Genomic DNA, 14,210 nt, shown 5'->3' on the forward strand with positions numbered 1-14,210 from the left:
CAGAATCCGGAGCCGGTGCGGTATGGTCTGGAAGGAACGGCGGAGGTAATCACAAACGATGTCCGGGTGCTCGAACGCCTGTTCGACAGTATCAGGAACCTGTTCTCCCAATAACACAGGCGGTACTGACCCATCGTTTTTTGGGCACAATACAGGCTGTTGACTAACCAATCAGTCAAAATTTTTCTTCGTCCGTAACTCGTTGACTTCAAAGTCGAACGGGAGGTTGTTCATGCACTTGAAGTGATTCATGGGGCAACTACCGGTTGGGGTTACCGAGCAGGGCCGACACCCAAGGCCGGGATTTTCCAGCCGGACGTGCGGGGTTTTATAAGGATAAAACCCGAATTGGGGCGTTGTACTGCCCCAGATAGAATAGATTTTCCGGCGGAAGGCAGCCGCAATGTGCATCAGCCCAGTATCATGGCTGAATACGATCCGCGCCCGCCGGAGCAGAGAGGCCGATTGATTGATGTTGTAGAGGCCACAGGCGTTGTAAATGTGCTGTTCGCCAACAGCCCGCACGATTTCTTCGCCGGTTTTGCGATCCTCCTTATCCCCCAGCAGTACGATCGGGTAGTTTATTTTTAGGCATAGCTCAATCATCCGTAATACGGGTAGCCGCCGGGTCAGGCTCTGCCCGCCAATGGCATACGCGACAAAATGCTGCCGGTGCGTTTCGGGAAGCCAGTCGGTTTCTACTTCATCCCGGTAGGGAATAAAATAATCCAGTCCCCGCCCATCGTTTTCAACACCCAGTGGCAATACCGTTGCCATAAAACGATCAACGATGTGCTGATCGGTCATGGCATTTATTTTCCACCGGATGTAAGCCCACTGCCGTAGATTTTGCTTGTCAACACTGTACGAACGACTGCCAACAACGGCCTTAATCAATCCGGTTGTAAAGGTACTTTGTAGGTCAATTACGTAATCGAACGACTCGGCCCGAAGTTGGTGGATCAGTTTGTATACACTTCCATCCTGGTAATACGCCTTTGTGATGTATGGATTGGCTTCGATGATTGGTTCATAGAGCCGTTTCGTGCAATAGTAGACAACAGCATTTGGTATTTGCTGCGTCAAACAGCGCAATACAGGGGTTGTCAGCACCACATCGCCGATAGAAGCAAATTGCAAAACCAATATTTTTACCGGACGAGTCATGGTATGATCATTTATACAAAAATATTTCATTTAAATCAGCCCACCAAACAAATCAAAACTGCCACCACCTGGGTTTATTAGGCGTTCGATAGATACTGTTTTCGCACACCACGCAGGCCGAAGGCTGGGGAACAACTACGGGAGGATCCACATCCGGCGTACCCTCACCGTTTCTACGGTCCACGTTGATGTATTGTTCCGATACGCCAGTTGCGCCAAAGTACCCGTATACGTAGGCTGTTGAATCAGTCACGCAACGCAGATTGCCTCGCACGGTAGCAGGAGCTGCATCGAAAAGCCCCCCGGTGTTGTTCACCAGCCCTTTCACGCTCTTCCAGAATGCATAAGCGCCCTTACTGAGTGCCTGTTGCTGCACTTCCAGATAATACATACTGGTTGATTTGTACGGCACGCGGGCAATGAACTGTCCGCTTATGGCCTGACCGTTGATATTCACGTCGGAACTAACGCTGATGCAGTTGTAACAACGCGTGATATCCCAGCAATTGGAGCAGCAACCCAGACCCGTTATGCTTCCATTGGGCAATTCACGCTTGAAACATACCTCCGTAAATTCGTAGTGCGTCCAGACCCAGCGGTAGTAATTGCCCGGTGTTTCCGGGTCTTTTGTATCCAGGTACACATCCCATCCCTGATTTTTTGCCGAACTACCGTTCCCCTGCTCTTTCGTATACGTATAGTATAGTTTCGAGATGGGTGGTGCGGCCTGCAATAATTCGGGTTGGGACTCATACCGCTTGCCCGCTTTGGTTTGGATAATCAGTTTGTACGTGCGGCCTGCCACTCCCCGAATGCCCGTGGGCGTGGTCTGGTAAACTCCGCCGGACGCCTGTTCCTTCAGCGTTTCCTGATTACCCATATTATCCAGGATAATAACCGTAGCGCCCGTTTCGAGCAAATTCAGGCTCTTGAAGGAATAATCGGCCGTGCGGGTTAATTTGACTGCGTAAGGACCCGGTGCGTCCGTGATGTTCCCTTCCACAATGAGCGAAGGGGGAATACTAACGCTGCCTGGCTCGTATTCCGTTACGCACGAAACAACCAGTAATCCATACAACAATACCTGGGCATACAGCCAGCTCCGTCCTCTCATCAGAATTTAAAATTATAGGTTAAAGACGGGAAGGCCGTTCCAAAAATGGATAGTTTATACGCATCGGTCAAGGAAGCCGGGCTTAGCTTATAAAAGACGGAATACGCATTTTTCCGGGCGTATACATTATAAATAGAAAAGACCCAACTGCTCTCATTTTTCCGCTTTCGTTTGAGCGCATTCTGTTCAAAGGTCATCGAGAAGTCGAGCCGGTGGTAATCGGGAATGCGCTGCTGGTTACGATCGAGGTAGATGGGTACAGCAACGCCAGCCACGCGGGCAATGGCCGATGGCTGAGTCGTGGGCCGCCCCGTGCTATAGGTAAAATTGAACGACATGCTAAACCAGTTGGTGGGTCGGTGAGTAGCCAGCATATTAAGCGTGTGAGGTTTATCGTAGTTAGCCGGATACGGATTCCCGTTGTTTACCCGCTCATCTTCGTACGGACTGTTTATGGTCAGGAACGTACGGGCGTAGGTATAGCTCATGAATCCCGTCCACCGGCCCTTGTTTTTCCGCAGTAACCCTTCAAACCCATAGGCCTCACCGCTGCCCTGCACAAGCTGGGTCTCAATGGCCTGCGCCAGTTGCAGTTCGGCCCCGTCGCGGTAGTCGATGGCATTGGTCAGGGTTTTGTAATACACCTCGCCCGATGCTTCGATGGCGTCATCGGCGGTATTCCGGAAATACCCCAGCGACCACTGGTCGGCAACGGTTGGTTTGGTGTAATTGTCGCTCAGGTGCCAGCGCGAGGTAGGCAGTGCCGCGGTAGCATTCGTCACCTGCAACAGATACTGGCGCAACCGGCTGTAACCCGCTTTGATGGCACTGCCTTCGCCCACCAGCCAGCGGACTGCCAGCCGGGGTTCCAGCCCACCCGCCGTATGGTAAATAGTACCGGCTCCGTACATTTGGGTAGCCGATACCGTTTCGTCCTGACGGGGTCCGTTTTCCTGGTACGTCCTGACGGCTGCCGGTCCCCGATTGAGCAATGTCGAATACCGTAATCCGGCAATAATAGCGACGTCCGCATTCAGCTTCCACTCATCCTGCACGTAGGCCGCCAGTTCATAAGCGTGTTCGCGGGCCAAGTCCACCGGAAGTACGTTGGAATAAGGGCCGGGCGTACGGGTGTTGGGCTGCACCAGGTAGTCGATGGCACTGATGCCCCCCTGCCACTGGTGCGTCTCGTTAGGCGTATACGTCAGGTCTGACTTTATCTGCCGATGTAGGATGCCCGACTCCAGTTGGAAGGCATTGGATGAATCGGGCGAAGACAGGTCGGCCCGGTAACGACTCAGAATAAGGGCAGTAGCCAGGTTGACCTGTTTACTCAGGAAGTAGTTCCAGTGCAAAACGCCGTTCATGGTCCGGTAGTTGAACTTCGTTGATGAGGCATTTATTTCCTGCCCCGACAGCGAATCGGAGGCCAGTTTGAACACATCCGTACTTAGGTAACCCGTTAAGGTAATCGTATTTTTTTCGTTGGGCTGGTACTTGAACTTGGTGGTCAGATCGTAAAAGTTAGCGGTTGTGCCACGTAGTGTTGGCGGAGCCAGTTTGAACAGGAAATCATTGAACGACGCCCGCGCTGCGAGCAGAAAAGACAGTTTGTTTTTAATGATTGGCCCCTCGATCCCCAGCCGACTCGCTATGATACCCACGCCCCCATTGATGCCCCATTTCTCGGCGTCCGGCTCTTTAATTTTCACATCCAGTACCGACGATGCCCGGCCTCCATACGCTGCCGCCACGCCACCCCGGTTCAGGGTTACGTCGCGCACTACGTCGGGGTTGAAAACGGAGAAAAAACCCAGCAGGTGACTCGCATTGAAAACGGGGGCCTCATCGAACAAAATCAGGTTCTGGTCCGTACTCCCCCCCCGAACGTTGAAACCCGGTGCCCCCTCGCCTACCGTTGTTACCCCCGGCAGGAGCAATAAACTGCGGATAATATCGACCTCTCCCATCAGGGGCGGAATGCGCCGGATACTGCGGATACTCAACTGCGATACACCAATCTCAATTTTACGGACGTTACGGTCCGGGGCTTCGCTCGTAACAACCACTTCCTCTAAATCTTTGGAATCATCTTCCATCATTATCTCGCGGAAGAGGGTTTTTTGCAGGGATACGGTATCCTGCCGGGAGCGGTACCCTACGTGAGAAAACCGGAGGATGTAGTTGCCGGGGGGTAACTGGACAACGTAAAAACCATCTTTAGCAGTTATGTACCCTTTGGACACGTCCAGTACAACGATGTTGACTCCCTGAATAGGTTTACCGGTTTTAGCATCCTTCACATAGCCCGTTGCGGAATACGTAGGGCCGGCCGGGTTTATTTTCTGTTGAGCTATTACAACGTTGAGCAAACAAAATGACAATAACAGTACACCGTATAAGCGCATAGAGCAGAATTGAACGTAAATCACAATCGACTGGTAAGAGTGTGGGTTAACAGTATAAAGGGGCAAACATCTCTATTTACCCTATCAGCAGGTATTCATTAGCTGATTATTAATTTCCTGGTAGTCAGTCAACTCGGTTAGCCCTGTATTCTCTTTCGACGCTGTTGCAGGTAATCCGTCATCTCTGCCAGTGTCAGTGCGTTGAAGGTCATGGCTTTTGTCAGGCCGCCCTTCCGTCCGATGGCCACCCCATAGTGCATGTCCAGCAAACCGGGCAGGTCGTGCGCGTCGGGGTTGATGCTCAACAGAACGCCCTGCTGCATGGCGTAGTCAATCCACCGCCAGTCGATGTCGAGACGGTAGGGGCTGGCGTTGATTTCGATAACGACCTTGTGCTCGGCGCAGGCGTTAATGACGGCGCGATGGTCGATGGGATAGCCTTCACGAGCCAGTAGCAGCCGGCCCGTGGGGTGTCCCAAAATCGTGGTGTAGGGATTCTCAATAGCCCTCAGCAAACGGGTAGTGGCTTTTTCCAGCGACATGGTGAGGGTTTGGTGGACGGAAGCTACTACATAATCGAAGGTAGCGAGGGTGGCATCATCGTAATCCAGCGAGCCATCACCCAGGATATCGGACTCAATTCCTTTAAAAATCCGGAAATCACCCCCGAATCCAGCATTGAGCTGGTCCACTTCAGCCTGTTGCTGGTGTACCCGGTCTGTATCGAGGCCATTGGCGTAAGAAGCCGTTTTGGAGTGGTCGGCAATACCGAAATACGTCAGGCCCAGTTCGCGACAGTACGCGGCCATGTCGGCCACCGATTTCTTCCCATCCGACCAGGTGCTGTGGTTGTGGAGCGTACCACGAAGATCCTCCCAGGTTACCAGTTCATCATTCTGATGGCGGCTGGCCCACCGGAAAGCAAAGTCGTCTTCCCGCATTTCGGGAACGATATAGGGCAAACCAGCCCTGGCGTAGATGGCTTGTTCCACGGCCTGCGTCGGCGTATCGACAGCCTCCGACACAACGCTGGTGTACGCAATTTGCAACAACGGAGCCCCCCCATCGCTTACCTGCTGAAGGTGGGCATCGGTAGCGGTATGAATGAATAATTGCCGGTTTATCTGCTCGGCCGGGTAAAACAATAACTCTACCAGCACATCGAAACCGGTCAGCCGCCCCCGCCAGGCGAAAGGGGATGAATCCAACTCCTGCTGCTCCAGACCAGTAACCTGATTGATGGTCAGCATGGCGGAAACGGGGTCGCTGGTTTGGATAAGCAGTTGTACCGTGTCGACTTCCTGCGCTTTCCGGCGAACCTGTCCGCTAATCTCAACCCGGTCAAAATGGGTTATCAGTGCGTCATGCAGGAGTGTGGCCACCACGGCTGCTTTGTCCATCCGCACTTTACCCCGCTGCTCCTGCAAAAAGGCCAGTTCGGCCAGAATTTTCTCCTGTGTACTGGCCCCGAATCCTTTAATCTTCGCAATCTCGCCCTGTTCACCCGCCCGCTGAAGGTCATTGAGGTTATCAATACCGGATTCCCGCCAAAGGGTACGCACTTTTTTGACACCCAGTCCTTTGATACGAAACATATCGAGTACCCCGGTGGGCGTTTGCGCCAGCAGTTCATCGAGTTCGGTCAGGTGACCGGTGTCAATAATTTCGCGAATCTTCTGAGCAATAGACTTCCCGATACCAGGAATTTTAACCAGTTCATCGACGGAAAGGCTGGTTACATCGGTGGTTGATTTATCGAGGGTAAAAGCGGCACTTTGGTACGTACGGATTTTAAACGCATCCGTCGATCCGTCGCCACGGTCGTGGAGTTCCATTAACCGGCTTGTTTGTTCGAGTCGGTCAACGATGTCGGCATTGGTCATGGAAAATGGCAGTTTACGCGGCAAGTTAGGCAATCGGTCCGTTTTCCGTGGACGTCGCTACGGGTAATTATACCTTTATCCCATCAGCCGGCAATCGGAATCAATTAACCTTTAAAAATAACAAAAAGTCGATGGAATTCACCCCAACTGCCCCAACCGTAATCCTTATCTGTGGAAACAGGCCAAAACCCGCATTGGTTTTAAAATACACCTGCGCACGTATCTGATTATCAATACCGGTTTCTGACTTATATGAGCCTTAAGTAGCTACGCCTTCTTCTCTTCGGCCCATTTCAGGTGGACTTTTCCGTGGCCGCTTTTTTCCATGACTGGTTGGAGCATTGGCTTAATATCGCACTACTTTGCCGTTTATCGGGGCGGTGTTGAACGAAACATGGTCGAGGACGAATACCAGAAACTGGTTAATCAGCAGCGATGAGGAGAGCCGGGCTGGGTGCGCGCAATATACCTCACCAACAATCCATTCACTGACTGATGACAAGGTCATACTTGGTCAAAAGGCCAGGTAGGTTGTGCAGCGAGAACCGGGCCTTTTTCACTTTGTTATCGTCTGGATTCAGCTCCAGATTGTACGAACTGGCGAAGTCGGCCTGACTCAGATTATTGCCCTCGAACCGGGCTAGCTCCAGGTTGCAGTGCTTGAAAACCGTTCCGGTCAGGTCGCACTTAACGAACTGTGCTTCTTTGATGGAGCAGTCGACAAACTGCGCTTTCTTCAGCTTGCGGTCAATAAAAATGGTGTAATCAAGCTGGCATTCCTGACAACTGATGTAAAACCCAAAGGCATTGCAGGGGCTGAAATCGACATGCGGCAGTTTACAGCCGGAAAAGCGGACGTCGTATAACTTCGTGTTTTTCAGTTCGGCCCTCGTTAAGTTACAACCCTCAAAATGGCAGTTGACGAAGTTGGCGTTCGTGAACGCTGTTCGGGACAAATCCAGCTTTCGGAATGTACACTCCTCAAATTCCTGACCCATCCATTGCGCCGGAAACGTCTGGTCGAAGACCTGGTTATAATACTCCATTGCTCCTGTCTATACGGCCACGGGTGCTTTAATCGCCGGGTATGGCTCGTAGTTTTCGAGCGTAAAATCGGCATACGTAAAATCGAAAACCGATTTCACATCAGGGTTTAACCGCATCGCTGGTAGTGGGCGGGGCTGACGGGCCAACTGGGTATCTACCTGCTCCAGGTGGTTCAGGTACAGGTGCGTATCACCACCGGTCCAGATGAACTCGTGGGCCGTGTAACCGCACTCCTGCGCAATCATCATCGTGAGCAGGGCGTAGCTGGCAATATTGAAGGGTACACCCAAAAATACGTCCGCACTGCGCTGGTAAAGCTGGCAGGACAGTTTCCCATCGGCCACATAAAACTGCATCAGCAAATGACAGGGGGGTAAGGCCATATTCGGCACATCGGCCGGGTTCCAGGCCGATATAATCATCCGGCGCGAATCCGGCGTTTTTTTGAGCTGGTTCAGCACATCGGTCAACTGGTCAATGACCACCCCATTCGGAGCCGCCCAGCTACGCCACTGCTTGCCGTATACCGGACCCAGGTCGCCATTCTCGTCGGCCCACTCATCCCAGATTGACACGCCGTTGTCTTTCAGGTAGTTGATGTTCGTATCGCCCTTGATAAACCATAGCAACTCGTGGATGATTGAGCGGGTATGCACTTTTTTGGTCGTCAGGAGCGGGAAACCAGCCTGTAAATCGAAGCGCATCTGGTAGCCAAATACACTGATGGTACCGGTGCCGGTGCGGTCGGTTTTGCGGGTGCCATGCTGAAGAATGTGGCGGAGCAGGTCGTGGTATTGTTGCATAAGATTTGGTTAATAGGCACCGTAAAATGAACAATGGGAGATAGCTTCTAATAAGCAGGGTAGTGGAAACACAGCAAGTTATTTTTGTCATCCCGACGCAGGAGGGATCTCTATTGTCCTGATGTTTGGGATCCCTCCTGCGTCGGGATGACAAAAAAATAACCTAACTAATCTGCCTGAGTAATCAATGCCTGTCATCCTACATTATCCCTGTTGCCTTATCAATTAATCTCAAAGGAGTACGTAATATCGGTTGACGGGCGAAACTGAGCCGTTGCCGAGCAGTATTTATCCATCGACAGGTCAATGGCCCGTTTTACTTTTTCCGGGTCCAGTTGCCCTTTAAACAGGTAAGTAATGTGAATTTTTTTGAAGGGCGAAGGCGTGGCATCCTTCTCCCGCATGCCATCCACTTTCATCCGAAAATCGTCGACGACCTGTTTTTGTTTTTTCAGAATCAACACGATGTCGATAGCCGAGCACCCGGCCAGTCCCATCAGTAACATTTCCATGGGCCTTGCGCCAGCGTTGTGCCCACCAATATCGGTAGCCGCATCGATGTGCTGCGTCACCCCCGACATTCCAACTGCCTCAAAATGGAAAGCATCGTCGACGCGGGCTAGCTCTACCTGCATTGTTTTATAGGCCTGAACCGTTTCAACTGGTTGTGAATCAATCATTGTCTTTTTTGCGTTTATGGAAAAGAACCGTTACTTTTCACTCAGGCAGCGTTTCTGCCCAACTGTATACAAGCCATGTCTGAAAAATACACCGATGATATCTTCGACCTCAAAAACGACCGGCGGCTCAGCGTTTATCTGTACCGGGCTGGCTTTGTTGCCTGGTTACTATATATCGTTTCCGGTGCCCGGTTTATGCAGTCGGTACGCATCTACCGAACAGATTTCGGGGTGTTCTCGTTCTTCCTGATGGTGATGGCCCTGTCGACTTCCATGATTTACGACTACTACCATAACCCCGCTGAATTTGCCCAGAAAAAGAAATGGCTGGCTATCAGTTACGTCGTGCTGGCCGGTTTAGTTTACTTCTTCATTCTGAACAACAAGCCCTTTTCACTGGAGCACCTCCTGGGTCAGGGCCTGTTCTAACGGGCCGATAAGGTGGGGAATTTAGCCGTAAAATCAGGCCCCTACTTCACCAATTCTCTCTGATACAACCCCACCAGCGTATCGACGGCGTAGTCAATTTCATCGGTGGTGTTGTACTTACCAAACGAGAAGCGAACGTAGCCGCGACTGGCGTCCAGGCCGGGCAACGCAGCCAATACGTGCGAACCCACATCGGACCCACTCGAACAGGCCGACCCGCCCGACGCCGAAATCTTGGCAATATCCAGACTAAACAGGAGCATATCACTGATGTCCGACGCGGGCAGACTTACGTTCAACACGGTGTATAAGCTGTTGTCGATATCGGCCGAATCGCCGTTAAATTGTACGTCCGGCATTTTTTCGACCAGCCGCTCAATCATCCGGCGTTTCAGTGCCGTGATGTGCTGCTGGTGCGCTTCCATATCACGGTACGCAATGTCGAGCGCCTTCGCCAGCCCAACGATACCGTATACATTCTCGGTGCCTCCCCGCATATTCCGTTCCTGCGAACCACCGTAGATATAGGGGTGAATTTTTACGTTACTGGCATTGACGTACAAAAACCCGACGCCTTTGGGACCGTGAAACTTGTGGCCCGCGCCCACGATAAAGTCAACCGGCAGCTTCTGTAAATCATGCCGGAAGTGTCCCATCGTCTGCACCGTGTCGGAGTGGAAAATAGCGTCGTATGACCGGCACAACTCCCCCACCCGATTCAGATCCAGCAGATTCCCGATTTCATTGTTGCCGTGCATTAACGATACCAGCGAGCGGGCTGCGCCAACGCTCCAATTTTGTGTCAACAGCGCTTCCAGATGCCCCACATCTACGCGGCCTTTCTCGTCTATATCAACCAGACTCAATTGTATTTTGCCCTGCTTTTCCAGGTGCTGGAGGGTATGCAGCACGGCATGGTGCTCCAGTGGTGAAGAAATAGCGTGTGTTAGTCCGTAGGTTTCGATACTACACTGGATAGCCGTATTATCGGCTTCGGTCCCGCCCGAGGTAAAGAAAATTTCGGCGGGGGAAGTGTTCAGTAACGACGCTACTGTTTTTCGCGCTTTCTCGATGGCTGTCCGCACCGCCCGACCATGGCTATGAATGGAGGATGGGTTTCCAAACTGCGCCGTCAGGAGTGGCATCATGGCTTCCAGCACATCGGGGTCAAGCTGGGTAGTGGCAGCGTTATCGAGATAAACGGCATCAGGAGGTGTCATCGACTAATCGAGTTTGTGTAGCGGGCAAAGGTACGGCCAATCGGCTTATTGATGAAACACAATCAGGTTGGTATCGTTCTATGGACAATTACTATTTCACCAGTCAGCATGAATATTACGCAGGCTACCGGTCTTATCTACGCCGAACTCACCACCTGGATTCGTACCGCCGTTCGTTACTTACCCAATCTGGCAGTCGCTATTCTGATTCTGATCGTCTTCACGTTTCTGGCCCGTCTGATTAGTCGTCAGGTCGTGCGCGGATTTGACCGGTTCAGCCACAATGCCTCGTTGATAAACCTGTCGGGGGCACTTATCCGCGTGCTGATTATAGCCGTGGGGTTATTCGTGGCGTTGGGTGTACTAGGGCTGGATAAAGCCCTGACCTCCTTGCTGGCGGGTGCCGGGGTTATTGCACTGGCCGTTGGCTTTGCCTTTCAGGACCTGACAGCTAACTTCATTTCGGGAACGATGATTGCCCTGGCCCGCCCGGTTCAGGTGGGCGACCTGGTCGAAACCAACGGATTTATGGGCAACGTACTGGATATCAAACTACGCTCCATCGTGATTGATAACGGAAAAGGGCAAACGGTCGAAATACCGAGTAAAGACGTGTTTCAGAAACCCATCACCAACTACTCCCGGATGGGGCTGCGACGCATCGAACTAACCGCCGGGGTGTCCTATCTGGATAATCTGGCAACGGCTCAGCGGGTAGCCAAAGCCACTATTTCCAGCCTGCCGTTTCTGATACCGAACAAATCCGTCGATTTGCATTACCGGAATTTTGGTGATAACAGCGTTCAGTTTATCCTTTGGTTCTGGATTAATCCGGCTACTACCAGTGCCTTGTCTGCACAAAGTGAAGCCATAATGGCCCTCAAACGCGCCTTCGATGAAAACCATATTCTGTTAATGTTTCCGATAGGCACGTTCGATTTGAAACAGAAACTGGCCGAACAGCAGCAACCAAATCAGCCAAACGAAACAGCAGCTAAGGAAATCGGCCCGGATTGACAACCGGTTGACCATAGCTACCGTGCGGTAAAATCACCATCAGCAACGTGCCCATGCAATAAAGGGTGACAGACAAAACATGATCTGTTCACGTTTGAATTTTGCTGATAGCGCAGGGCAAGGTCGGCGTAGGGGTTAATTTATTAATAAACCCATTGGTACGTAGTCCCATCCGCCAGGAGGGTGCCGACGAATTTCCGGCTCATTCTAAAACACTGAGTACTTGACACAATCCAATCACTTTATACTTATTTTAGTGAAAAATAGCCATCACATCCGCTTATGAAACAGACTCTTTTCTTCGCGCTACTATTCATCGCCACTCATTCCTGGGGACAGAGTGGAAAGTTCACGCCAAGCAACACAACGTATGTTTTCGTGAACCAATCGCCGACAATCGACTATAAGTACCACGATGGTACTGCCCTGCTGACCGACGGCACCTTGCTGACGGGACGATTCCAGTTCAACGGAAGATCTACCTTCATATACCGCGCTAACAGTCAGGCTACACAGCAACGTCTAGGCCTGTCTATAATCAATAGACTGATACTGGCTGGTGCGGATACGTCCGTTACTGACCGGGCAGACTCCACCATTTTTCTCCGCTCAGGCCATCGGCTCTATCGGCAGTTAGCGAGTGGCTCAACCCGCGTTTTAGACCGCCATTTCCTGGTTGATGAAGTACCGGGTGAAATAGGCCGGAAAGTCTACGTGGAGGACGACGCGGGTAACGTCAAAAAGTTTACATCGCTCCCCAAATTTAACCGATGGTTCTATGGCTATCGAGAGCAGACAGGTAGCCAGATACCCGATTCCTATTTGAATAAAAACGAAATTGTCAAAGCCGTAGCCAGGCTTAACTAAACCGGTTTCCCAAAAAGAGAGCACCCATCCGGCCCGGCCGGATGGGTGCTCTCTTTTTGGGAGGATCATACGCGCTTATTCTTCCTCGCCTTCCTCTTCTTCTTTCTTATACTGCTGAATAATCTTGTACAGTGCCTTTTGCTTTTCCAGTTCCGGGAAGAATTCAAACAATTGCACGTGAGCGTCGTAATCCAGCGAGAGGGCCGCTTCCAGTTGGATAAGAGCCTCGCGGTAATGACCGGCGTGAATCAGATAAACCGCCGAGCGATAATACAAATCAGCATCGGCAGGCATATCATTTATACCTGCCTGAATAATATCGTTGGCCCGCAGGAAGTCGCCCTGGTCGAACGGTACCAGTGACCAGGTCAGGTACACATCGGGGTTTTCGGCATCTACTTCGGCGGCCTTCTCGAAAGCCTCCACGCTCGATAACACATTCCCGATTTTGTACTCCGTTTCGGCAATGGCAATGTAATACTCCCCATTCTGGTCGTTCAGCTTTACGGCCTTTTGCAGAAAAGGCAGGGCCTGATACCACTCGCCCGATTCGCTCAGACAAACGCCCAGTCCATACCAGGCTTCGTCCCACATCGCATCCATCTTGATGGCTTCGCGGTACTCCTTGATAGCTTCGGGAACGCGGTCCTGTTTTTCCAGACTAGCCCCCAGATGACAATACGTATCGGCGGTAGCTTCTTCGTATTTCAGGGTTTCCCGGTAGCAAATTTCCGCCTTCTCGAACAGACCCAGGTTCATGTATGTATTGCCCAGATTGAAGTGCGCCGACGCAAAATCAGACTTGATAATAACGGCGTAATCGTAGGCTTCGGCCGCTTCGGCAAAACGCGCCAGTTTGCTGTATGCAATACCGATGTTGTACCAGGCATTGTAGGAATACGGGTCTGCGTCTATCAACTGCTGATAATACGACAGACTGTTTTCCAGTTCGCCCGTAATGTCCAGGCAGAAAGCCAGTTCATACAGGGCATTTTCGTTGTTAATGTTCAGCGCAATCGACTTTTTATATTGCGTGATGGCTTCATCGAATTTCCCCCAGTTCTGGTAACTCTGTCCCAGCTGAAACAGGATATCATCCTTATCTTCAGTCCGGTCCAGCAGTTCTTCCAGCACCTGAATAGATTCCTCGTATCGCCCGGCCATGTTCAGTACAGAACCCTGCATGAACGGCACATCAAGGTCACCGGGATTAAACAATGAAGCCCGTTCCAGCAAATCCAGCGACTCGTCGAATCGTTGAAAATTAGCCAGAATCTGGGCTTTGTCGAGCATCAACTCCAGCGCATAAGGAAAGTTTTCCAGACCGGATTCGGCGGCTTTAAATGCCTTGTCTAGGTTGCCCTGGTTGAGGTAATGTTCAACCATTTGCTCGTAGACATCCAGGTCGAAAAACTGGCTTTGCTGTTGGTCCAGCATTTGCTCAAAACGCCGGATTGCTTCCTTGATATCGCCTTCTCGTTCTTCGAACTCTTGCTCCATGCTATTGCCTTAAAAGTTTTGGCGGATAGGGGCCGCGCCAATGGCGCGATTTATCCTTTGGCCATTCAATATATA

General features: G+C 51.4%; 13 protein-coding genes. 3 read left to right on the forward strand and 10 right to left on the reverse strand.

Features of this window, described 5'->3' with window-relative positions:
* Positions 1 to 171 precede the first annotated feature (171 nt).
* From B156_RS0123830 to B156_RS0123860, 8 genes are all read right to left on the reverse strand, one after another.
* Positions 172 to 1,167 (reverse strand): glycosyltransferase family 9 protein, encoded by a 996-nt coding sequence (locus B156_RS0123830; protein WP_018622303.1) that lies wholly within the window; start codon positions 1,165 to 1,167, stop codon positions 172 to 174.
* Positions 1,168 to 1,219: 52 nt separating this feature from the next.
* On the reverse strand, positions 1,220 to 2,281 hold the full coding sequence (locus tag B156_RS0123835; RefSeq protein WP_018622304.1) for a DUF4249 domain-containing protein: 1,062 nt from the start codon (positions 2,279 to 2,281) through the stop codon (positions 1,220 to 1,222).
* Complete coding sequence (locus tag B156_RS0123840; RefSeq protein ID WP_018622305.1) at positions 2,281 to 4,689, reverse strand: TonB-dependent receptor; 2,409 nt, start codon at positions 4,687 to 4,689, stop codon at positions 2,281 to 2,283. Before B156_RS0123840 ends, B156_RS0123835 begins: the two co-directional genes overlap by 1 nt.
* A 137-nt stretch (positions 4,690 to 4,826) precedes the next feature.
* Positions 4,827 to 6,572, reverse strand: a complete 1,746-nt coding sequence (locus B156_RS0123845) for a helix-hairpin-helix domain-containing protein (protein WP_018622306.1) — start codon at positions 6,570 to 6,572, stop codon at positions 4,827 to 4,829.
* 346 nt (positions 6,573 to 6,918) lie between these two features.
* Positions 6,919 to 7,080, reverse strand: a complete 162-nt coding sequence (locus B156_RS32290; protein ID WP_245563812.1) for a hypothetical protein — start codon at positions 7,078 to 7,080, stop codon at positions 6,919 to 6,921.
* A complete protein-coding gene (locus B156_RS0123850; protein WP_018622307.1) occupies positions 7,058 to 7,618 on the reverse strand; it encodes a pentapeptide repeat-containing protein in 561 nt (186 codons plus the stop codon). Before B156_RS0123850 ends, B156_RS32290 begins: the two co-directional genes overlap by 23 nt.
* 9 nt (positions 7,619 to 7,627) lie before the next feature.
* Entirely contained in the window at positions 7,628 to 8,422 is a 795-nt protein-coding gene (locus tag B156_RS0123855) for a thymidylate synthase (RefSeq protein WP_018622308.1), read from the reverse strand.
* Positions 8,423 to 8,643: 221 nt separating this feature from the next.
* Positions 8,644 to 9,102, reverse strand: a complete 459-nt coding sequence (locus B156_RS0123860) for an OsmC family protein (protein WP_018622309.1) — start codon at positions 9,100 to 9,102, stop codon at positions 8,644 to 8,646.
* A gap of 75 nt (positions 9,103 to 9,177) precedes the next feature.
* Here B156_RS0123860 and B156_RS0123865 point away from each other — a divergent pair, with 75 nt between their 5' ends.
* Entirely contained in the window at positions 9,178 to 9,531 is a 354-nt protein-coding gene (locus tag B156_RS0123865; protein WP_018622310.1) for a hypothetical protein, read from the forward strand.
* A gap of 41 nt (positions 9,532 to 9,572) precedes the next feature.
* Here B156_RS0123865 and B156_RS0123870 read toward each other — a convergent pair whose 3' ends face one another.
* Complete coding sequence (locus tag B156_RS0123870; RefSeq protein ID WP_018622311.1) at positions 9,573 to 10,751, reverse strand: cysteine desulfurase family protein; 1,179 nt, start codon at positions 10,749 to 10,751, stop codon at positions 9,573 to 9,575.
* A 51-nt stretch (positions 10,752 to 10,802) separates the two neighbouring features.
* On the opposite strand from B156_RS0123870, the gene B156_RS0123875 reads away from it, so the two are divergent.
* Complete coding sequence (locus B156_RS0123875; RefSeq protein ID WP_018622312.1) at positions 10,803 to 11,768, forward strand: mechanosensitive ion channel family protein; 966 nt, start codon at positions 10,803 to 10,805, stop codon at positions 11,766 to 11,768.
* Positions 11,769 to 12,050: 282 nt separating this feature from the next.
* Positions 12,051 to 12,635 carry a hypothetical protein gene (locus tag B156_RS0123880; protein ID WP_018622313.1) on the forward strand — a complete coding sequence of 195 codons (585 nt, stop codon included), beginning with the start codon at positions 12,051 to 12,053 and terminating at the stop codon, positions 12,633 to 12,635.
* Positions 12,636 to 12,710: 75 nt separating this feature from the next.
* Here the strand turns inward: B156_RS0123880 and B156_RS0123885 are convergent, their stop codons facing one another.
* Entirely contained in the window at positions 12,711 to 14,135 is a 1,425-nt protein-coding gene (locus B156_RS0123885) for a tetratricopeptide repeat protein (RefSeq protein ID WP_018622314.1), read from the reverse strand.
* Positions 14,136 to 14,210: the final 75 nt, after the last annotated feature.

The organism is Spirosoma luteum DSM 19990 (assembly GCF_000374065.1).
GTDB lineage: Bacteria > Bacteroidota > Bacteroidia > Cytophagales > Spirosomataceae > Spirosoma > Spirosoma luteum.